Annotated in this window: 20 protein-coding genes; 8 read left to right on the top strand and 12 right to left on the bottom strand. The window is 59.6% G+C overall.

The features are described from left to right. Window positions 1-2: 2 nt before the first annotated feature. From flgK to flgF, 4 genes are all read right to left on the bottom strand, one after another. A complete protein-coding gene (gene flgK / locus VB618_RS04160) occupies window positions 3-1,466 on the bottom strand; it encodes a flagellar hook-associated protein FlgK (protein WP_329795276.1) in 1,464 nt (487 codons plus the stop codon). A 32-nt stretch (window positions 1,467-1,498) separates the two neighbouring features. Next, window positions 1,499-2,989 carry a flagellar hook protein FlgE gene (locus VB618_RS04155; protein ID WP_329795275.1) on the bottom strand — a complete coding sequence of 497 codons (1,491 nt, stop codon included), beginning with the start codon at window positions 2,987-2,989 and terminating at the stop codon, window positions 1,499-1,501. A 94-nt stretch (window positions 2,990-3,083) separates the two neighbouring features. Then, on the bottom strand, window positions 3,084-4,409 hold the full coding sequence (fliI, locus tag VB618_RS04150) for a flagellar protein export ATPase FliI (RefSeq protein ID WP_329795686.1): 1,326 nt from the start codon (window positions 4,407-4,409) through the stop codon (window positions 3,084-3,086). An 8-nt stretch (window positions 4,410-4,417) separates the two neighbouring features. After that, on the bottom strand, window positions 4,418-5,143 hold the full coding sequence (gene flgF, locus VB618_RS04145; RefSeq protein WP_329795273.1) for a flagellar basal-body rod protein FlgF: 726 nt from the start codon (window positions 5,141-5,143) through the stop codon (window positions 4,418-4,420). Between the two features lie 211 nt (window positions 5,144-5,354). Here flgF and motA point away from each other — a divergent pair, with 211 nt between their 5' ends. From motA to VB618_RS04105, 8 genes are read left to right on the top strand one after another with little or no spacing between them, the layout of a single operon-like run. Then, complete coding sequence (gene motA / locus VB618_RS04140) at window positions 5,355-6,236, top strand: flagellar motor stator protein MotA (RefSeq protein ID WP_329795272.1); 882 nt, start codon at window positions 5,355-5,357, stop codon at window positions 6,234-6,236. Between the two features lie 3 nt (window positions 6,237-6,239). After that, complete coding sequence (locus VB618_RS04135; protein WP_329795271.1) at window positions 6,240-7,169, top strand: flagellar motor switch protein FliM; 930 nt, start codon at window positions 6,240-6,242, stop codon at window positions 7,167-7,169. Then, window positions 7,153-7,464, top strand: a complete 312-nt coding sequence (locus tag VB618_RS04130; RefSeq protein WP_329795269.1) for a hypothetical protein — start codon at window positions 7,153-7,155, stop codon at window positions 7,462-7,464. Before VB618_RS04135 ends, VB618_RS04130 begins: the two co-directional genes overlap by 17 nt. Before the next feature lie 11 nt (window positions 7,465-7,475). Further along, complete coding sequence (gene fliN, locus VB618_RS04125) at window positions 7,476-7,829, top strand: flagellar motor switch protein FliN (protein ID WP_329795268.1); 354 nt, start codon at window positions 7,476-7,478, stop codon at window positions 7,827-7,829. Window positions 7,830-7,843: 14 nt separating this feature from the next. Then, the gene (locus tag VB618_RS04120; RefSeq protein WP_329795267.1) at window positions 7,844-8,872 is read left to right on the top strand and encodes a flagellar motor switch protein FliG; all 1,029 of its coding nucleotides are present in this window, start codon (window positions 7,844-7,846) and stop codon (window positions 8,870-8,872) included. 17 nt (window positions 8,873-8,889) lie between these two features. Further along, entirely contained in the window at window positions 8,890-9,954 is a 1,065-nt protein-coding gene (flhB, locus tag VB618_RS04115; RefSeq protein WP_329795266.1) for a flagellar biosynthesis protein FlhB, read from the top strand. Then, on the top strand, window positions 9,951-10,454 hold the full coding sequence (locus tag VB618_RS04110) for a hypothetical protein (RefSeq protein WP_329795265.1): 504 nt from the start codon (window positions 9,951-9,953) through the stop codon (window positions 10,452-10,454). Before flhB ends, VB618_RS04110 begins: the two co-directional genes overlap by 4 nt. Beyond that, the gene (locus VB618_RS04105) at window positions 10,454-11,179 is read left to right on the top strand and encodes an AprI/Inh family metalloprotease inhibitor (protein ID WP_329795264.1); all 726 of its coding nucleotides are present in this window, start codon (window positions 10,454-10,456) and stop codon (window positions 11,177-11,179) included. Before VB618_RS04110 ends, VB618_RS04105 begins: the two co-directional genes overlap by 1 nt. A gap of 41 nt (window positions 11,180-11,220) precedes the next feature. Here VB618_RS04105 and VB618_RS04100 read toward each other — a convergent pair whose 3' ends face one another. The 8 genes from VB618_RS04100 to VB618_RS04065 all read right to left on the bottom strand — a co-directional run bounded on the left by VB618_RS04100 (window position 11,221) and on the right by VB618_RS04065 (window position 19,382). Then, on the bottom strand, window positions 11,221-11,847 hold the full coding sequence (locus VB618_RS04100; protein ID WP_442931640.1) for a transglycosylase SLT domain-containing protein: 627 nt from the start codon (window positions 11,845-11,847) through the stop codon (window positions 11,221-11,223). Continuing rightward, the gene (gene fliK / locus VB618_RS04095; RefSeq protein WP_329795261.1) at window positions 11,789-13,045 is read right to left on the bottom strand and encodes a flagellar hook-length control protein FliK; all 1,257 of its coding nucleotides are present in this window, start codon (window positions 13,043-13,045) and stop codon (window positions 11,789-11,791) included. The genes VB618_RS04100 and fliK overlap by 59 nt, the downstream gene beginning before the upstream one ends. A 119-nt stretch (window positions 13,046-13,164) precedes the next feature. After that, the gene (locus VB618_RS04090; protein WP_329795259.1) at window positions 13,165-14,457 is read right to left on the bottom strand and encodes a chemotaxis protein MotC; all 1,293 of its coding nucleotides are present in this window, start codon (window positions 14,455-14,457) and stop codon (window positions 13,165-13,167) included. Further along, window positions 14,457-15,680, bottom strand: coding sequence for a MotB family protein (locus tag VB618_RS04085; RefSeq protein ID WP_329795257.1), 1,224 nt, complete (start codon window positions 15,678-15,680; stop codon window positions 14,457-14,459). Before VB618_RS04085 ends, VB618_RS04090 begins: the two co-directional genes overlap by 1 nt. Then, window positions 15,677-16,327 (bottom strand): hypothetical protein, encoded by a 651-nt coding sequence (locus VB618_RS04080; RefSeq protein WP_329795256.1) that lies wholly within the window; start codon window positions 16,325-16,327, stop codon window positions 15,677-15,679. The genes VB618_RS04085 and VB618_RS04080 overlap by 4 nt, the downstream gene beginning before the upstream one ends. Then, window positions 16,327-17,964, bottom strand: a complete 1,638-nt coding sequence (gene fliF / locus VB618_RS04075) for a flagellar basal-body MS-ring/collar protein FliF (protein WP_329795255.1) — start codon at window positions 17,962-17,964, stop codon at window positions 16,327-16,329. The genes VB618_RS04080 and fliF overlap by 1 nt, the downstream gene beginning before the upstream one ends. A 113-nt stretch (window positions 17,965-18,077) precedes the next feature. Further along, window positions 18,078-18,815, bottom strand: a complete 738-nt coding sequence (gene fliP / locus VB618_RS04070) for a flagellar type III secretion system pore protein FliP (protein ID WP_329795254.1) — start codon at window positions 18,813-18,815, stop codon at window positions 18,078-18,080. A gap of 57 nt (window positions 18,816-18,872) precedes the next feature. Continuing rightward, on the bottom strand, window positions 18,873-19,382 hold the full coding sequence (locus VB618_RS04065; RefSeq protein WP_329795252.1) for a flagellar basal body-associated FliL family protein: 510 nt from the start codon (window positions 19,380-19,382) through the stop codon (window positions 18,873-18,875). Between the last annotated feature and the right edge of the window lie 22 nt (window positions 19,383-19,404).

The raw sequence follows: 19,404 nt of genomic DNA, 5'->3' as shown, positions 1-19,404 counted from the left end.
GATTAGCCCACCACGCTGAGGAGTGTCTTGAGCATCTGATCGATGACGGAGAGCAGCTTGGCCGAAGCGGAATAGGATTTCTCCAACTGCAGCATGAGTGCCGTCTCGTCATCCATGTTCACGTCTGTTGCGTTGGACAGCGCCTCGGATGCATGCCCAAGGAGTGTCGTTTGGTATTCAACCCGCTGATGCGCGCTCTGACGTGTTGCCTCAAGCCAGCTGCCCGACGATGAGGCAAGGCTCAGAAGCGATGATTGAGGACCGAATCCGAGGCCGGTATTGATCGGACGCTGAACGGACATGGCATCCACCAGGCCGGAGAGGCGCCCGGAGAATGCAGCATTCGCGCCGCCGGCAGGGTTGTAGGTGTAATCCACCCCGTTGATGCCGCCGTCGCGAATCAGCTCGAACTTGCCACCCTCGGCTGGATTGACTGCGGAATTCACCCGAAGCACCCCAGCCAGACCTGTCGGAGCTGGGGTTCCGGGCACACCTGTGGCAGCCGGATAGGTGAAGATACCCGGCCTGTCGGCCTTTGCGGCGGCCGTCTGGTCTTTCTCCGCGAAGGCTTCGACAAGGGTACGGGCGATCTCGTCGAGCTGCTCCTGGTAGGCTACGGCGACATCGTCACGCAGCTGGGTGAGACCCGCGAGGTTGCCAGAATTCAGCGGCATCGGCGCCCCCGGCCCCGTGACGCGAATTCCATCGATCAGGACATCCGCTCCCGTCACGGCAGGCCCGAACACGGTCGTCCGTGAGAAGGTCACGGTCCGTGGGCTTCGGTCGAAGAGCGGAACGCCACTGTCCGTGTAGAGAGCAACATCATGGCCGGCACGGGGGACGACCGTGATGCCGATCTCCTCGGACAGCTGCGCGATCAGGCTGTCGCGCTGGTCCATCGAATCGCTCACGTCGGCTCCGAGGGCCGATCCGCTCATCACCTGGTTGTTCGCCTTCTCGTATTTGCGAAGGAGATCGTTGATGCGCGCAACCGAATCCCCGACCTGGCCATCGGTCTCAAGACGGACAGCCTGAACCGTGGCTGTCGCGTCATTGAGGCTCGTCGCCATCTCCGTGGCGGCCTTGACGACGGCCTGAGCAAGGTCAGGATTGTCTGGCGCATTCGCATATTGCTGCAGCGCACTGTTCAAGGCTCCCATGCGAGCCGCAGGCGATTGATCGAGTTCCGTATCACCGATAGTCACACTGAGCTTTTGCAGCCCCTCGAGCAAGGCCTTCTGAGTCGCGGCGCTGGAGGTGGTCTCCAGCATCTTCGACAAAAGGGCGCTGTCGCTCGCTCGGAGCACCGTGATGCGGGCGAACCCGCCCGTCGTCGTGAGCGCCCCGATCTTGCGGGAGTAGCTTGGGTCCGAGGCGCCAGCCGTATTGCGCGACACAACCGCCATCTGCGACTGCGACGCCTGGAGCGATGAACGTGCCGTGTTGTAGGCAACAGACAAAGACATGGATCAATGGCCCTGGGGCAAGAGAGTGCAGGTTACCGCTTCAGGTTCATCAGAACGTCGAGCAGTTCTGATCCGGTCTGGAAGACCTTCGAGTTCGCGGTGTAGCTGGTCTGGGCCTCGATCATCGCCGTGAGCTCGGTGCCGATATCGACGTTCGACCCTTCCAGGGCTCCCGAAGCGATCGAGCCGAAGCCGGACATCTCCGGGAAGCCGACCTGATAGCCACCGGAGGCTGCCGTCGTCTCATAGACGTTGCCGGCTCGGGGGCTGAGGTTGTCGGGGCTCGGGACGGTCGCAAGCGGGATCCGATAGGCGCCGACACGGGTGCCGTCCTCGTAGACCGCATAAACGGTGCCATCAGCGGCGAACTCGACGTCCTTGACGGCTGACGGCGCATTGCCGTTGGAGCTGCCGGTGACGTTGTACTCGCCAGCAAGCTGCGTCATGCCCGACATGTCGAGGTTGAACGCCTCGCCCCCGGGGATGTTGAACCCAAGCGCGCCCGATCCGGTCAGCTTGCCGTCCGCATCGAAGTTCAGCTCCATCGAGGTCGTCCCCGTGAGGGGCGCGGCGGGATCGCTGCCGTTGAAGACGCTAATGGTCCACGTATCGGCATCGATCTTCGAGAGTGCGATGTCGACTTTGATTGGATTACCGACCTTATCGTAGACCTGCAGCGACGATGCCTTGCTCACCGAGGTGAAGGACCCTGCTACATTCGTCGAAAAGGCCGGATCGGTCGAGGTCAGGATCAGATCGCCGGCCGCATTCGTGGAAGCGTTGACCCCGGTCAGCGTGCCGGCGGTTACGGCTGCGTTGATGGCTGTGGCGACTTCGGCCGGCGTCTTTTGCGTCGTGACCGTGAAGATCTGATCGGCACCGCCACCGACGCTGAATGCGATCTGCGCGCCACGGCTCACGGCGGGACCTGCGAAAAGAACGCTGCTGGCCACAGGCGGCGCCACGCTTGCAGGCGTTGCTGCACCATTAGCGACCGCGACAGGCTGGCCGAAAGGAAGGTTGCCTTTGAAGGTACCCGCCGTCGACCCTGTCGCCTGCATGCCAAAGGAAGCCATGTTGACCGGCTCGACACCGTCGAGGCTGTTCAGAGAAGGATCGACCGCCTCCGCTCCGAGCTTGTAGCCCATCAGCGTGAAGCCGGCGGCGTTGATCAGGTTGCCGGTTCGTCCATCTTTGACGAAGTTGCCGGCGCGGGTGAGGTAAGGAGAGCCGCTCGGATCGGACACCACGAAGAAGCCGTTTCCCGAGATCGCCAGGTCAGATCCGGACGTCGTATAGGCAATAGGACCCTGATCGGCGATGGTGTAGCGGACGCGGCTCGTGACGGAGCCGGAATTATAATTGCCTTCGCTCGAGGGCAGGATGAGCGACGAGAACTCCGTCGAGGCGCGCTTGTATCCGGTCGTGCTCGAGTTCTGGATGTTTTCGGCGACAGTCCCCAACTTGTTGGACTGGGCGTTCATGCCAGAGACGCCGCTACGAAGAACGCCATAAAGACTCATGGATAGCTCCTAGATTTCAGCTTGAACTAAACACCACGACGCTTGTGCGAAGCTGTGCTGGGCCATGCTTTGGATAAGGGGTGAAGGGTTCATGCTATTGTCTCAGGATCTGAGCCAGATCCATGAAGGCATCGCGGCTCGCCGGCATGGACGGATCCTGCCGCAGAGCCTCGTAGATTTTTGGTACGAGCACCACGGCCTGGTCGAGCTCCTGATCGTTCCCGGGGTGGTATCCGCCCATGAGCCTGAGATCACGCGTATCCTCGAACCGAGCGATGAGGCTGCGCAGGCGACGAACGAGTTCCTTCTGATCGGTCGACCACACATGATCGGCCAGACGCGAGATGGAGCCCAGAACGTTGATGGCCGGATATCGCCCCTGATCGGCGATGGCGCGATCAAGAACGATATGCCCGTCGAGCGTTCCACGGATGTTGTCAGCCACAGGATCGTTGTGGTCGTCACCATCGATCAGCACCGAGAAGATCCCTGTGATTGCTCCTCCTCTGCCATCCTCGCCCGGCCCGGCGCGCTCGAGAAGGCGCGGGAGATCGCTGAACACGCTGGGTGTATATCCACGTGCGACTGCAGGCTCGCCGGCGGCAAGCGCCACGTCGCGGGCCGCATGGGCATAGCGGGTCACGGAATCGACGATGAGCAAAACCGATTCGCCGCAATCGCGGAAGTATTCCGCCAGGGCTACGGCCGTCCTCGGCGCCTGACGGCGCATCATCGGGCTCTCATCGCCGGTAGAGACGACCATGATGGATTTGTGGAGGTTGGCCTGGATCGGCCCCTCCAGAAACTCTCGGACCTCGCGACCGCGCTCGCCGACCAGAGCAACGACGATGGTGTCGAAGCCGTCGCATTTCGCCAGCATGGTCAGGAGGGTGGACTTGCCGACGCCCGAACCGGCGAAGATGCCGATGCGCTGCCCCTTGCAGATCGGCGTGAACAGGTCGATGGCTTTGACGCCCGTCCGGAGCGGCTCCTTGACCCTGGAGCGCAGCATGGCCGACGGAGGCTCGGCATCGTTCCGGACCGTTGTCGCGCCGGGGATGAGGGGTCCCAATCCATCCAGCGGTTCTCCGAGGGCGTTGATCACCCTCCCGCGCCAGCTGTGATCGGGGCTCAATCCGACATTTCCCACGAGAAAGGCGGGCATTCCGAGGCCGGCCTCGATCCTCCCATTGAAGGGTTTGACCGTGACGCCGCCACTATCGATGCGGACCACCTCTCCGATCTCGGTTTTGCCCTGAGCTGAAAACCCAACCCGATCTCCGAGCTTCACGAACTGTGACAGGCCGGCGACCCGGTAATAGCTCGGCGTGACCTCGTTGATGACGCCGCTGATCCTGATCTTCCGTCTCGCCCCACCTTCAGTGAGGACAAGCTCTTCAAGCGACTGCAGCGCATTCATAACGGCCATCAGGTGCTAGGACCCAGGGTCTTGATCGCATCCATGAGCGTCGATTCGCTCTCCTGGATCGTCGTCGCCGCGCTCTCGAAGCTTCTCTGAACGGCGATCATTTTGGTCATTTCCAGGACAGGGTTGACGTTCGAGCCCTCACTGTAGCCCTGCTGAATGCCGTTCGAGTTGAAGTCCTGAACGACGTCGCCGGGAATGTTCGAGATCACTCCCGAGTTTGCGTAGCGGGTGAGCTTGGCGTCAGGCCTCAGGTTGAACAGGCCGATGGCTCCAACCTGATTGCCGCCCTGTGTGATGGTGCCGTCCCGGCTGATCGTGGGAGTTCCGGCCATGGGATCGAGGGCGATGGGAGCTCCGCCCGCATCAAGAATCTGAAATCCCTCCACTGTCAGCAGATCGCCATTCTCATTCATCCTGAGGCGACCATCCCGCGTGTAGACAGCTCCATTGGGACCGTTGAAGGCGAACCAAGCCTCTCCCTGGATCGCAACATCGAGCGGATTGTCCGTCTTGATGACGGGACCCGTGCGCCGTGACACGAAGTTCTGACCAGATGATGCAAAAGAGACGTTCTCTTTCGCCGCCAGAGACAAGATCTCCTCGAACTTGACCTCATCGGCGCGAAAACCGCTCGTGTTGATGTTCGAAACATTGTTCGCAATCGTGCTGAGGCGCTTTTCCATCGCCACCTGAGCGGACAGCGCCACATAGAGCGAAGATTGCATCTGAACTCCTCCAGCCTGTGTCCCATGGGACACTGATGTCACCGGGTGGTGCGCCAGCCTTCCATGTGCGGCAGCTGCAGGCCCGACGATCAATGCAAAATCCGTAATCGAGCAGCCTTGCACGAGGCTTGCTCCCGCGGTTCCAGCTTCGCGCAAGCCTCCGCGATTAGGACATGGTCAACAGGTTGAATTTCGATAGGGGACTACGGCATTGGGCGTCTTGATCGGACTGGCAGTTGCCATCGGCTCGCTCGTCAGCGGCTATGTCGCCATGGGCGGGCACTTGGCCATTATTTGGCAGCCTTGGGAGTACGTGATCATCTGCGGCATCGCAATCGGCACATTCATCATCGCCAACCCCATGCCCCTGGTGAAGGATACCGGGCGCGCCGCCCGTGAGGCAATCTCCGGCGCCGTCCCCAAGCGGGAACACTACCTCTCGATCCTCGGCCTCCTCTACGCCCTGATGCGGGAACTGAAGAACAGGCCGCGCAACGAGGTCGAGGGCCACATCGATCAGCCCGAGGAATCGGAGATCTTCAAGTCCTTCCCGAGCGTCCTGAAAGACCGGGACCTGACACTCTTCATCTGCGACTATGCCCGCCTGATCATCATCGGCAATGCCCGTCCCCATGAGATTGAGGCGCTCATGGAGGAGGAGATCGCAACTCTCAAGCGCGATCGTATGAAGCCATACTATTCCCTCAACACCGTCTCTGAAGCCCTGCCGGCGCTCGGCATCGTGGCTGCCGTGCTCGGGATCGTGAAGGCGCTCGGCGCCATCGACCAATCCCCCGCCATCCTGGGCGGCCTGATCGCCTCGGCTCTTGTGGGAACATTCGTCGGCATCTTCATCTCCTATGCGTTCCTGTCGCCCCTCGCCAACAAGGTCAAGGCGACACGGGAGAAGCAGACACGTGTTTATGTGATCGTGAAACAGGCGCTCATTGCCTACATGAACGGCGCTCTACCGCAGATTGCCGTCGAGCATGGCCGCAAGGGCATCTCGGTGGAATACCGCCCGACTATCGACGAGGTCGAAGCCGCCACCACCACAGGCGGTCGGTCCGAAGAGCTGAAAGAGGCGGCTTAATCGATGAGCGCGACACAGAATGCCAATGATATTCGCGACATGCTGCTGGATTCGGCGGGCCTCTCGCTCGACCGGCTTCCGATGCTCCATGTCATCTTCGACCGCATGACCACGAGCTGCGCCGAACATCTGCGCCACATGGCGGCCTCGCCCATGTATTATTCGCTCAGCGGGCTCGAGAGCGGGCGAGTCAGCGAGATCCTTGAGATGTATGAGGCCAATGCGGTCGCCGGCATCTTTCACGCTCCCGAGTGGGACAGCCACATCCTGATCGGCTTCGATCGCGACTTCATCTACACGATGGTGGAAATTCTCTTCGGATCCGATGGATCCGAGCCGCCTGTCGAGGAAGCTCGCGGCTTCTCCACCATTGAGCTGCGGATGGCACAGACTCTGTTCGAGCAGGTTGCCAAGGCTCTGCAAGCCTCCTTTGCACTGGTTGCCGATACGAAATTCAAGCTTGAGCGCATCGAAACCCGCATGGACTTCGCGGTCATCGGGCGCCGGAACAATCAGGCAGTCGCTGCGAAGTTCCTGCTCCAGGCCCTCAACCGCGGCGGCGAGATGTTCGTCGTCATCCCGCAATCGGTTCTAAACCCGATGCGTAAGGTGCTCTCCCGCGTTGTCTCCAGCGAGTCCTCCGGCCGGGATCCGCGCTGGATGAAGCAGATCGCAACCGAGGTGAAGAAGACCGAAGTGACGCTCAAGGCGGTGCTTGAGGAACGCTACCTCTCACTGGGCGAGATCGCCGATCTGAAGGTGGGCGATGTCATCGAGCTGCAGGCGACACCCCGCAGCCGGGTCAAGCTCGAAGGCAACCAGCAAGGCCTGTTCTGGTGCAATATCGGTCAGTCTGAAGGCAGCTATGTTCTTAAGGTTGACGAACATATCGACCAAGAAAAGGAATTCCTCGACGATGTCCTCCCTCGCTAACATCATCCTCTTCCTGGCTCTCGTAACGACCAGCATCATGGTTGCGGTCATGTATGTGAAGCTCAAGAAGTTCGACCGGTATCATGCCGAGTATCAGCAGATTTTCGACCGGACTGGAGAAGCCCTCAAGAGCGCTCAGACGGCCGTCATGAGTTTCGGGACCGAAGGCAAGGAGACTCTTGCCTTGCTCGGTGCTCGCATCGAGGAGGCCAAGGCAGTCGCGGCGCAGCTGGAAACCCTCACGAGAGAGGCGGGCCGGCAGGCTCAGTCCCGCTCCAATTCTCTTAATTCGTAAAGTCGGATCCCATGACAAATCCTTTCGAAAACAAATCTCAAGACAAAGCCATCTGGCAGCAGGAGAGCGCCATCTCCTCGCAGGACGACAAGTTCGGCGGCAGGAATCTCGATTCCATCCTGCGCATTCCGGTCACGATCCAAGTGGTTCTTGGATCCGCCACCATGCCTGTCGCCAACCTCATGAAGCTCGGTAGGGGAGCAATCGTTCCTCTCGATCATCGCGTGGGCGAACCTGTCGACGTCGTCGTGAATGGCAGGATCATCGCCCGCGGCGAGGTCGTGGTCGTCGAGGATGACAACTCCCGCTTCGGCATCTCGCTTACCGAGATCGTCGGCCCCCCGAGCAACGATCTTAACGGCTGAAGTGGTTTTTCCGCATGGTCGCACCAGTTCCCATGAAGGCGAATGGCTCCAAGGTCCTGAAGGGACCCGAGCGTGTCGCAACACTGCTTTTTGCAATGGGGAAGCCTGCTGCCAGTAGGATCCTCAAGCATTTCAGCGAGGATGAGATCCGCCTCGTCACCAAGTCGGCCGCGCAGCTGGGTCCCGTCTCACCCACGCAGATCGAGCAGCTGGTGGAGGAGTTCGCCTCCAACTTCACGGACGGGGCAGACCTCATCGGAGGCGTCGCTCACATCGAAAAGTTGCTTACCGGCATCCTGAGCCCGGAGCAGATCTCCAGCATCATGAGCGAGGTGGTCGGCAACGCGAACAAGAGCATCTGGGAGCGGATTTCGACGGTATCGGAAAGCGCCATCGCCTCTTACCTGATGAAGGAGCACCCGCAGACGGCAGCCCTGATCCTTTCGAAGGTCAAGCCCTCCTGCGCCGCAAAGGTGATGACCCAGCTCCCTCAGCCGCTTCGGAACAACCTCATGCGCCGCATGCTCAGCATGAAGCCGATCGTGGACGAGACCATGAAGAACATCGAGAAGACTCTCCATGAGGATTTCATGGCGAACTTCTCGAAGAACGCAGGCGCGGACACCCACGCAAAGATCGCCGACATCATCAACAAGATGGAACGCGACCACATGGAAGACGTCCTGACCAATCTCTCGTCCGTCCGCCCCAAGTCGGCGGAGATCCTCAGAGGGCTGCTCTTCACGTTCGATGATATCGTCAAGCTTACTCCGAAGGATCGCACGACCCTGTTCGACCAAGTTCCGCCAGATCGCGTCGTCCTCGCGCTTAAGGGCACGAACGAAGAGTTCCGCAAGGTTGTCCTGTCGGCTCTTTCATCGCGCGTCCGCCGCATGATCGAGCACGAGCTGAACAGCAAAGAGCCCTCGTCACACCGCGATATTGCCGAAGCCCGCCGGACCATCACGGACCTTGCCCTCGAGATGGCCGGCCGCGGAGAGATCGTCATCAATTCAGAGACCGAGGATGAAGCCTACTTCTAACCGACAGGCTTCAGCCCATGTCTGATACGGATGACAAGGACAGCAAGACAGAAGCGCCCTCTGACAAGAAGGTGCGCGACGCCCTTGAGAAGGGAAACATCCCTTTCTCAAGGGAGGCGCCGCTGTTCGCTTCGATCCTGGGCATCCTCATCGGCTTGGCTTTTGCAGTCCGCAGCAACACCAAAACGTTGACGGAGAAACTGTCGCTTTTCATCAACCGGCCGCAGGATTTTCGCCTGGAGACAGGAGCCGATGCGGCAAACCTGATGCAGGCTGTTGCCATCGAGGTCGCACAGTGCCTGATTCCCGTCATCGTCATCCTTGCCGCATGCAGCCTCGCAGCTTCCATCCTTCAGAACGTTCCATCCGTGGTGTCCGAGAGAATCAGGCCGCAATGGAACAGGGTCTCTCCGATGGGCGGCTGGAAACGAATCTTCGGTCGGCAGGGTCTCGTCGAATTCTTAAAGTCGTTGTTCAAGTTCGGAACGATGACACTGGTCAGCATCCTGCTCCTGAGATCGGAGCAATATAAGGTCTTGAATGCTATGTTCAGTGATCCGTCCCTTCTTCCGGAGCTGATGTTGACCATGGCGATGCGTCTCGTCTCCGCCATCGCGATCGCAACGATCGTCCTCGTCGCCGCCGACCTGCTCTGGGCCCGTTTCAAGTGGCGCAGCGACCTGATGATGACCAAGCAGGAGGTGAAGGAGGAATACAAACAGATGGAAGGCGATCCCATGGTCAAGGCGCGCATGCGCTCCCTGGCTCAGGATCGAAGCCGCAAGCGAATGCTGGCTGCCGTGCCAAAGGCGACCTTCGTCATTGCAAATCCAACCCACTACGCGATCGCCTTGCGCTACGAGCGCAACGAGGCTAGCGCACCGATCGTTGTTGCCAAGGGGCAAGACCTCATCGCACTTAAGATACGTGAAATCGCGGAGAAGAGCGGCGTTCCCGTTATCGAAGACAAGCCTCTGGCAAGATCCATGTACAATCATGTTGAGGTGGATCGTATGATTCCTCCCGACTTCTACAAAGCTGTCGCACAGATCCTATTCTACATTCTCACGAGGTCGAAATGAGAAGCATTCGCACCGTGGACATGGTGGCCTCGTCTAGCGAGCATCTGGACATCCAGGCGTTCGAGGAGGTTCTCGCTTGCAATATCAAGGATGTCATTGCGGATTTTTGTCTCGCGGATGCCGATATCATCAGGTTCTATGCTGACAACCAGCTGCACGGAAACATGGATGAGATGCTGACCTCATCCGCCGAGCTGTTCTTCAAGGGCGAGACGCTGTCATATGGCCATGTCGCTCATGTTAGCACAGTCCGGGGCAATCAATCCTGTGTTGTCCTCGACATGGAATTTGTGCATGATGCGGTGACCGTCTTCTTCCAGCTCATCTTCGGCGATTATTATATCGGGGTAAAGATCAGCAGGGTTCTGCTCGATCCGGCCTTCAAGCGGTCCGATTTCAACCTTTCCTCCTTCGCGCGCATCGTTTCCTCTGCACGCTTGCGACCCCTTCCTCCGCACTTCCAATCACCCTATTGCCTTGCCGAATCTATCCGGCATTGATGGCTGAGCGCTGGCAGCTTACCTTCATGAATCGCAAAGCAGTTTCCAAGGTTGCCTTGTTCATGGTTGCAGGCGCGGTTACAGCCTGCAACTCAACGGAAAATCTCTATGGCCAAGGCCCATGGGGACCCGCCTCCACGCCAAGGAGCTACCCTGCATACTCCGCTCCTTGGGGCGGTCGGCCGGCCGTCCCTACATATGGGATTGCCGTTCAGCCGTTCGATGAGCCGATTCATATGGTGGAATCGCCCTCTCGCTTTGCACGGAAAGGCTATGAGGCCCATCTGGAGCCGGAGCTGCCTCCTGGGCCTCTTCCAAGTCGGCCCGGGTTTGATGTCGGCTCAGCCCCGGAGCCTCTGCCCGCGCCCGATCCTCAATACCCCTCCCCCGCACAACTCGGAACCAACGACGATGTTCAAGCCAGTGCCCCTGGGGTCTTCAGGCCACCACATCGCCCGTCGTCCTATGCTGGAATGTGGAATGCCAGAGTCAGTTCCACCTCGTGCCGCGTCCAGCTCTCGAGCGTCCCGTCGCTCGATTTGTACAAGGCTTCGTCCCAGGGCTGCTCCAACGGCGCTCTGAAGACGGTCAACGGATGGAGCATAAGCGACAATCATGTCATCCTGTTCTCCCGCGGCCAGGTCGTCGCCCGGCTTTCAGGCGCCGAAGCGGCTCTCTCGGGTACGCTGAACGGCTCAGAGACTGCACTGACGATGACACGCTAGGACAGCGCGTCTCATCGGGAAACGCAACTCGTGGAAGTTCTCTAATCTGTCGCAGCCGTTTGTCCGGGGTTGAGACCGGGAGCATCCGCGCAGAACGAGCGCGCGCCTGGGGTCCAGGCGCCGAATCCCGTTGCGACCATGTTGGCGATCACCCGGCAGACATAGCGCTTCTGCGCCGGATCGTTGTTGGGTCCGGCATGATAGCGCGCGACCGCCATAGTCCACGTCTCATGGCGGGCCTTCAGCTCCTTGAGAAAGCGCGCAGCATATTCCACGTTCATGCGCGGGTTCAACATGTTCTCCAGCGACGGGAACTTCTCGCGGTGGTAGTGATGGTTGATCTGCATGCAGCCCATGTCGATCAGTCTCGCTCCGGATCGGCTCGCCTGCTCGAATTTATGGATCGCCTCAGTCGCGCTGTTCGAGAAGACCGCCTTGCCCTCTACATTCATGGCATAGGGCTGCAGGCTTCCGCGCCTTCCGGTTTCAGTGAGGCCCACAGAGTAGAGCATTCCCAGCGGAACGCCATACAAAGCGGAGGCACGCATCATCTCCCGCTCACACAGCCCTGCCAGAGGCTGAGCGACGGCTGACGTCACGGGAATGGTGCTAGAGGTAAATGCCGCCAGAGCTGCCGCTAGCAGCAGTCCGTTTCTGTTTCGGCTCATTACGGAGTTCCGCCTCGTCCTGTCCATGCGGCCCATGCTGCCTTGAGGAATGGCTCTGGCCGCCTGCACTGCCCTGGAAGCTTTGGTCTTGTGTCCCCGGCTGCGGACGCTGGAATGAATTGCGGTCATGGTTCATCGATTCAGCGGTCTGGATATTGATCACATCGGGTCGATAGCCGGAGGTTCTCAGCAGGCTGGAGAGTTTCTCGGCATCGTTTCTGAGGAGTTCGGCCGTTTCCTGTTTTTCCACCTGAAGCTCCATTTCCAGGCTGTCTCCGGAAAGACGCATCTTAATCGTCACAAGCCCCAGCTCCACCGGGTTGAGCTGCAGGCTGAGGACCCTGAGAACACCCCCTGAGGCACGGGCCACGGCAACGCGGTGCATACCATCGCCCTGGAAGGACGGCTGTTGAAGGCCGGAGACCTCCGACACATCGTCCAGGATCGCTCTAGCCATCTGGTGGAGCGTTCCGGCCGGCAGTGAGCCGCCATCTATCTTCTGAAGGCTTGGAGCGGCTTGCTTCTGCACCTCAGCACGATCAGCCATTCGGCTGAGGGAAATTCTATCGAAGCTTTCATCCTCATCATTCCGAGGGGGGCTAGCCGTCTCGGCATCAGGAACGACCGGATCGTTGCCCAACTCTTGCTGCAGATTGACTGAGGGCATCTTCATTGCGACGCCTACGGACTTCTTGCTGCCAAGATCGGCCGGAAGAACTCCAGTCGAAAGGTCGACTGACTCAGCCGGTAACTTTTCTTGAAGCGCCGTTTCGAAACCCTCAATGACGGGTCGGAAATAGGTTTCCTGGTTCTGAACAGAGACTGATAGCTTCGGCCCAATGGCAGGGCTCAGAATGCTGTCCGCAGTCGCGTCCGATGTCAGCAACGGCAGCATCGAAGAGGAATTGCTGTGTGCTTCGGGATTAGGCTGGCCGCCTGCACCCGCCTGCGACAGAATTCGGGGCAGAAGGCTCTCGAGAACGGAATAGGCCTGGCTCCCCGGCGCGAGAGCAGCCACTCCCAGAGAGGCCGCGTCCGTCGAAGTGGCTGAGAGTAAAGCCTGCAATGCCGTGGCATCAACTACGGGCGATTCCACTGTCTGCTCGTTCAGGCTTAACAGACTGTCATCCTGAAGGAGATTGACGCCCTCGCGGCTTTGCTCCCGCGAGAAGCCTTCGAGCAGGGTGTCGAATCCCATCATCCCGCTCCCAGAACCTTTGCCGCCCTGTTGCGCATCGGTCGCAGAGGATGATCCGCGCGGTGTCTGTGCCGTCTCAGGGAGGCGCGGCGGTGTCTGGGGCTTGAGATCGAGACGGTTCATTGACTTACGGACGCCTGATTCTTGATTAACTTGTCGACGCGGCTCAAGGCGTCACGGGCTTTGGATAAAGCCTGAAGCTGTTCCAGCCCTTGCGCTTGGGTGTTCAGGTCTGCTGTCTTTTCGGCAGCAGCCTTCGTGAGCAAAGGCTTCGCCTTTTCAGCCAGAGCAGCCGGTGCGCCCGGCATCGTCTGGATGTGCCCTGCCATTGCAATAGCTGAGTCCAGCAAGGCCACGTCACTGGCAGGAAGAAGGGCTCGGTCGAGCTGGTGGAGTTCTTCGACCGCGGCTTTGATCTCCTCAGGTGAGGTGATCATTGAGGCCGCGCGATAGAGCCTTGCGCGTGCGATGCTGACCGTATCGCCCTCCGCAAGCTCCTTGGCCTTGCTGGCTAGCAGGCGAGCGGATTTGGCGAATCCCTGCTCGACAGATGCCCGAGCGACAAGGAGATAGAGGTCACGCCGTGCCTCAGGCTCCAGCTCCTGCATCATCGCGACAAAGCCGTCGAAGCGGGACCTGTCCTGACCGAAGTCGATGCGCGTCGATGCCGAGGCCAAGCGCTGACGGAAATTGCCGGCATAGACCGAGTGACGGAAGCGTCTCAGGTAATCCGTTGCGAGAGATTGAAATTTCTCGATATGCCCGGTCTGGCTCGCAACGAAAACCTGTCGACGCAGCGCCCCCTCCTCCAGGAGCGTGCCAGGAGCTTGGAGGCGTACAAAGTCGAGCAGTTCATCGGATTTCGCAGGATCCTTCCGCACAGCGAGTGCAGACTGCACCAATGCCAGCTGCGCACTCATGGTCGGTGGAAAGGTGCGCGGGTCCAGGGATACCAGAGCGTTGTAGGCGGCCTCCTCCCGTCCCTCGACATAGGCGAGAGCACCTTCGACGAGAGGCCTGTCGTTCTCCGTGACCACGGAGGAGCCCAGCTCCAAAAGCTTCCTCAATAGACCAGGGTTGCCGCCGCTCAGGACGAAGGATACGGCAGCATGAACGTTCTTGCCATTCTGCCAAACCTCTGCCGCGAGTTCCATTAACCGGATGTCCAGGACGCTGAGCAGACCTCGCTGCCCAACATGGGCCTCCGTGGAGCCCGTTGCGATCTGATCTTGCATCAGGTGCAGCGTGCGCACCATCTGCAGAGGGCTAGGCGTCGCCAACGGTCTGGGCTCCTGCTCAACGAGAGGTTCTGCCTCAGCATCAGCAGGGCGGCTGCTCTCATTCGCGGCGGCAACCGCAACGAACAGCAGGATCATCCCAAGAGCAGCGGGCAGGCACAATTTCACCGTCATCACTCCTGCAAAAGAATCTCAACGCGACGGTTCTGATCCGCATTGGGATCGGACGGGGTCTTCGGTTCACGATCCGCATGTCCCTCGACACGTACGATCCTTTTTTCATCCAGCCCCCCTCGAACGAGCATGTACAAGGCCATCTGGGCTCTGGCATGAGACAGGCGCCAGTTGTCGTAATTGGCCGACTTGAAGGGCCGGGCATCGGTGTGACCGCGGATCACGATCTTGCCTGCTCGGGCCTGCAGGATCTTCGCAATTTGGGCCATGGCATGCACGACCTTGGCGTGCGGCTCCGCAGACCCTACCGCGAACATCGTGAAGTCGAAATCGTCCGTGAGACTGATCAGGGTTCCCGCACCGGTCCGGCGGACCTCGATATGCGGCTGAGGCGTAACATCCTTCGCTGGCTGAACGGCTTTGAGAATTTCCCGCTTCAGATCTGCCGCCTTCTGATCGGCGGCATTCTGTTCCGCAGCGGAGCCGGGAGTAGCGGACTGAGTCCCTGCTGAAGAGGTGGCCCGTCCCTCAGGCGATTCTGCATTGCCCGCGATTGCCTGCTGTTGCGCTTTGTGGCCTGTCTGCGGCTTCTCGCTTAAGGACGCGATCGCATCGATGACGGCTTTGGACGGAGCAGAGGGCGCTGTTCCCGGCTTCAACGGGGTGTCCGTCTTCAGCTCCTCAACAGGTGCAACCTGCCAGTAGAGCGGATCGAACGGATCGCGAAACGCTTCACCCGCCTTCAGGCCAGGCACGTCGTTCTCACCGGGAGTGACGTCGGCGCCAAGCGTGTCATGTGGCGTTGCCTCGATCTCATCCGCTATCCTGGCGAGTACAGCGTAAGGATCCTGAAAAAGAGCCCCTTCCTTGAAACGAGGTTTCTGCAACTGGTGGGACTTCCCGCCTGTTCCCTCGCCACTCCCCTTCTCCTTGCCGTCCTTCGTATTGTCGGTCTCGTTGTCGGGGGGCACGTTCTGCGGGTCGTCGAGTCCTTTTTTGTTCGGGGTCGATTCCGCAAGTTGCACCGGATTGAAATAATTGGCCACGCCGCTGCGCGTCTCCTCATCCGTCAGGCTGATGAGCCACATGACAAGAAAGAAGGCCATCATGGCGGTCATGAAGTCCGCGTGGGCGATCTTCCACGCTCCGCCCTTTACGACCTCCTCGCTATCGTCACTTCTCCTGACGATGACGATCTCCTGCTTATCCGATTTCGACATCATGATTCAGCTCTCAATGTTTGTTCGAGCCGATCCGACCAAGCACTCAGCTGGGTCTGCACGATCGTGTCGCGGGCGGTGACGCTTACCTCGACATGATCGCCCGGGAGGAACTCAATCGCGCCTCCATGGGGGCCGAGATTCTCTTTCATGGTCTGCACGAGATCCTCGGGACCCGTGATTTTCATGGACTCTGTCTCATCACTCATGAGAAGCGTTGCGAGCGCCTCCTTGAATTCGACAATGCTCTGCTGCCGGAAAGCCTCGGAAACGAATGGCTTCAGGATGTTCGCGACCCGATCCGAGAGGATAGCTTCGATCCGGCCGATACCCTCCACGATCTGTGTCGAGAGCTGGCCTGCCTGCTGCTCCACCCAGATCACGCGCTGCGATGCCAACTCGTCCTCATATCGAGCCTTTTCGGCTGCAATCGCGTCTTCAAGCTGCCGCTGAGCAATAGTCTTCTCCTCAGCCCTCACCTTCGTTTCCACAGCCTTCATCAGTTCGGCCTGTCGATCCACCGGCGGTGAGGCGGGTGTCAGATCGGGCTCGGCAGCGGCCTTGACGGCACGCAGGATCCCGATTCCCACTGGCTCGCTGCGGGGTGCAGGCGAGAAGTCTTCCAGCAGGTTCGCGATTGCTCCCGCCATCACGCAGCCTCCCGCCCGAGCCATTGCTTCAGCACGGCAGCAGCATGCTCTTCGCTGAGCTCAATGATCTGCTCCAGTTTGCGTTGCGGGGTGCGGGGCATCTCGATGAGATTCTGCTCCTCCCGCTCGAGAGCGGCCTGCAGTGCCTGCCTTCCATTCTCGTTCTCGGCCTCCTCAGCCTCGGCCGCTGCCAAGGCAGCTGCCTGCTCACGCTGAAGCTCGAGTTCGGCCTGATGGCGCGCCATCAGCATTCTCACGGCAGGGCGTAGCCCGAACCAGATCATCATCGCGCACAGGGCCAGGATGGTGAGGGCATTCACGACCGTGCCGAACTGGCGCATGAGGATCTCGGTCAGAGACGGACCCGGCACCGGCTGCAACATGCCGCCATCGTCGACGAAGTTGACAGCCGCGACCTTGATCTGGTCACCCCGCGTCTTGCTGAATCCAGTGGCTGATGAAACCAGCTGCTCAATCTCCGTGATCTTGGCATCCATCTCTGCAGGAGTGGCATTCTCGCCCAGCAGAGAGGCAATACGAGACCGGTTCACCAACACTGCGACCGAAAGGTTTTTAATCTGGTAGCCGTCACTAATGGTCTGGATCGTCTTCGATGAGATCTCGTAGTTCGTCAGCTCCTCGCGGCGCTGGTTGTCTTCGCTTGAGCTATCACCCGATTCGGCGCGAACGCTCTCATCCGGCAGGTTCTGCTGGACAGTGGTTGGCTTTTGCCCGCTCCTGTTCTGAGCGACCTCCGTCTCCTTGATCGTGCGGACCGAGCGCTCGACCTTCGATTCAGGGTTGAAGATCGTCTCGTTGGTGCTGACCTTGTCCGTGCTCAGCCGGGCGGCCACGCTGATCTCGAAATTGCCGGTGCCGAGATAGGGGGCCAGCGTGCGGCGAACATTGTCCTGGATCTCCAGACCTACCGTCTTCTCAAGGCGAGCCATCTTGCCTGTTGTGGCATTGGCGGCATCGTCTCCGGACATCAGAAGAGTACCGTCCGTGTTCATGACAGTCACCTTGTCGACCGCCATGCCTGGGATGGCGGCAGCGACCAAGTGCCGGATGGCTTGCGCCGACGATGCATCGTCAGCCGGCGAGGTGCGGATGACCACAGAGGCGGAGGGCGCCTGCTGTTCTCGGCGGAAGGAGCCCCGATCCGGAAGAACGATGTGGACGCGGGCGGCCTTGATTCCCTTCATTCCCTGGATGGTGCGTGCCAGCTCGCCCTCGAGAGCGCGAACCTTCGTGACCTCCTGCATGAAGGAGGTCAGGCCGAGGGAGCCGAGATCGTTGAAGAGCTCGTAGCCGGACTTCGTGCTGTGCGGCAGCCCCTTCTCGGCCAGAAGCATTCTGGCTGAAGCCGTGTTGCCATAGCTGACCAGGAGAGCCGTTCCGTCGGCGCTGACATCGAAGGGGATGCTGGCGTCCTTGAGAACGGCGCCCATGCGACCGACATCCTCGCGGTCCAAGCCGGTGTACAAGGTCTCCTGAGCCGGACGGCTGAGGTAATAGGCTCCAATACCGACAGATAGGAAGACAGCAAGGCCGATGGCGGCCAGGGCAGCCAGGCGACGCGGGCCCAGCAGCAGCAAGCTACTCCAGATTCTTTCGGCGTGTTGACGACCAGGCATGAGGAATCTCGGTACTGATAAATGTTATCGAGACTACTTTTGCGTCGCCAACCTTGTGCGAAGGTTGCTGCCTTTCAGAATTTTACTGAGAGGATGGGAATATTAAGAAGAAATCAGAAATAGGAGCGCACCAAGCCGCTCACGAGAATGTTCCAGCCATCGATCAGGACAAAGAAGAGAATCTTGAACGGCAGCGCCAGCACAGTCGGTGGCATCATCATCATACCCATGGACATCACCAGGGTGGCGACGATCATGTCGATCACAAGGAATGGGAGGGCAATGAGGAAGCCGATCTCGAATCCGCGCCTCAACTCGGAGATCATGAAGGCGGGAATCAGGATTCGCAGGTCGATCTTCTCGCCCTCCTCAGGCTTCGGATAATTGACTGCTGCGAGGTCACTGAACATCTGAAGGTCCTTTGGCCTCACATGCGTCAGCATGAAATCCCGAAACGGCTCCGTCGTCCTAGTGAAGGCCTCCGTCTCGGAGATGCGATTCTCCGTCAGCGGACGAACCCCATCGTTCCATGCTTTGTCGAAGGTCGGACCCATGACGAAGAAGGTCATGAACAGAGACAGGCTGATCAGGAAGATGTTGGCCGGGGTGCTCTGAAGGCCAAGCCCCGAGCGCAGGAACGAGAACGCCACTACAAATCGGGTAAAGCTTGTCACCATGATCAGAAGCCCCGGCGCCAGGGACAGCACTGTCAGGAGAACGACAAGCTGAATCATGCGCCCGCTGACAGCGCCTTCTCCTGAAGGAAGCAGAGCCTGAAGATCCGCCAACTGGGCATTGGCGCTGGACGCCAGGAGGATGAATGCGCCGATGAGGATCAGACGGAGAAACATGGCAATGGTCTTTCGGGAAAATGAACAGGCGGCTTGAAAACTCAGACTGCGTCCGACCTACTGAACGATAAGGGTTTCGAGAACAAGCTCCTGGATCACGCCCTTCGAGCGCAATTTGACGCGCTCGTTGAGGTCTTCCCTGAGATGCAGAAGGCCGCTCGGCCCCTGAATCTGTGCCAACGATAGGGTGCGGATATAGGCCAGAATATCCTGCCGTATCTCTCCGGCCATCACATCGGGGTTCTGCTCTTCGCTCGTCTTGTAGACAATGGAAGCCTCAATTCTCACCCAATCCTCCTTCGAGGCGGCCAGATTTGTGACGACAGGAGCGAGCTTCTTGATCCCGATATCGCCTGCGTAGGGGCTTGCGACCTCGGTCTTCTCCGGCAGGGCTTTGTACTTCTCCTCGACGCGTTTCTCGATGCCAGAGACCATCACGAGCCCAAACCCGCCTCCGATCGCAGCCGACAGCAGGGTCAGGAGACCGAGCGTGAGGAGCCACCTCAACGATCCCTCTCGAGCGGGTGCGCTGTCGGCTGGAGCAGGAAGTTCCAATGTCTTGGCCATCTCTCTGGTCCTCGTATTCCGC

The organism is Microvirga sp. CF3062, assembly GCF_036314045.1.
In the GTDB taxonomy this organism is placed as follows: domain Bacteria; phylum Pseudomonadota; class Alphaproteobacteria; order Rhizobiales; family Beijerinckiaceae; genus Microvirga.
This window is presented reverse-complemented; position numbering and strand designations above follow the sequence as displayed.

Coding starts and splice junctions, on each gene's coding strand:
- VB618_RS04130 (WP_329795269.1), top strand. CDS start 7,153: ATGTCCTCCCTCGCTAACATCATCCTCTTCCTGGCTCTCGTAACGACC.
- VB618_RS04100 (WP_442931640.1), bottom strand. CDS start 11,847: ATGAGCCGAAACAGAAACGGACTGCTGCTAGCGGCAGCTCTGGCGGCA.
- fliF (WP_329795255.1), bottom strand. CDS start 17,964: ATGCCTGGTCGTCAACACGCCGAAAGAATCTGGAGTAGCTTGCTGCTG.
- VB618_RS04110 (WP_329795265.1), top strand. CDS start 9,951: ATGAGAAGCATTCGCACCGTGGACATGGTGGCCTCGTCTAGCGAGCAT.
- VB618_RS04090 (WP_329795259.1), bottom strand. CDS start 14,457: ATGACGGTGAAATTGTGCCTGCCCGCTGCTCTTGGGATGATCCTGCTG.
- fliP (WP_329795254.1), bottom strand. CDS start 18,815: ATGTTTCTCCGTCTGATCCTCATCGGCGCATTCATCCTCCTGGCGTCC.
- VB618_RS04105 (WP_329795264.1), top strand. CDS start 10,454: ATGGCTGAGCGCTGGCAGCTTACCTTCATGAATCGCAAAGCAGTTTCC.
- VB618_RS04155 (WP_329795275.1), bottom strand. CDS start 2,989: ATGAGTCTTTATGGCGTTCTTCGTAGCGGCGTCTCTGGCATGAACGCC.
- VB618_RS04085 (WP_329795257.1), bottom strand. CDS start 15,680: ATGATGTCGAAATCGGATAAGCAGGAGATCGTCATCGTCAGGAGAAGT.
- VB618_RS04120 (WP_329795267.1), top strand. CDS start 7,844: ATGGTCGCACCAGTTCCCATGAAGGCGAATGGCTCCAAGGTCCTGAAG.
- VB618_RS04080 (WP_329795256.1), bottom strand. CDS start 16,327: ATGGCGGGAGCAATCGCGAACCTGCTGGAAGACTTCTCGCCTGCACCC.
- flgF (WP_329795273.1), bottom strand. CDS start 5,143: ATGCAATCTTCGCTCTATGTGGCGCTGTCCGCTCAGGTGGCGATGGAA.
- flhB (WP_329795266.1), top strand. CDS start 8,890: ATGTCTGATACGGATGACAAGGACAGCAAGACAGAAGCGCCCTCTGAC.
- fliN (WP_329795268.1), top strand. CDS start 7,476: ATGACAAATCCTTTCGAAAACAAATCTCAAGACAAAGCCATCTGGCAG.
- fliK (WP_329795261.1), bottom strand. CDS start 13,045: ATGGGATTCGACACCCTGCTCGAAGGCTTCTCGCGGGAGCAAAGCCGC.
- VB618_RS04135 (WP_329795271.1), top strand. CDS start 6,240: ATGAGCGCGACACAGAATGCCAATGATATTCGCGACATGCTGCTGGAT.
- flgK (WP_329795276.1), bottom strand. CDS start 1,466: ATGTCTTTGTCTGTTGCCTACAACACGGCACGTTCATCGCTCCAGGCG.
- VB618_RS04065 (WP_329795252.1), bottom strand. CDS start 19,382: ATGGCCAAGACATTGGAACTTCCTGCTCCAGCCGACAGCGCACCCGCT.
- fliI (WP_329795686.1), bottom strand. CDS start 4,409: ATGAATGCGCTGCAGTCGCTTGAAGAGCTTGTCCTCACTGAAGGTGGG.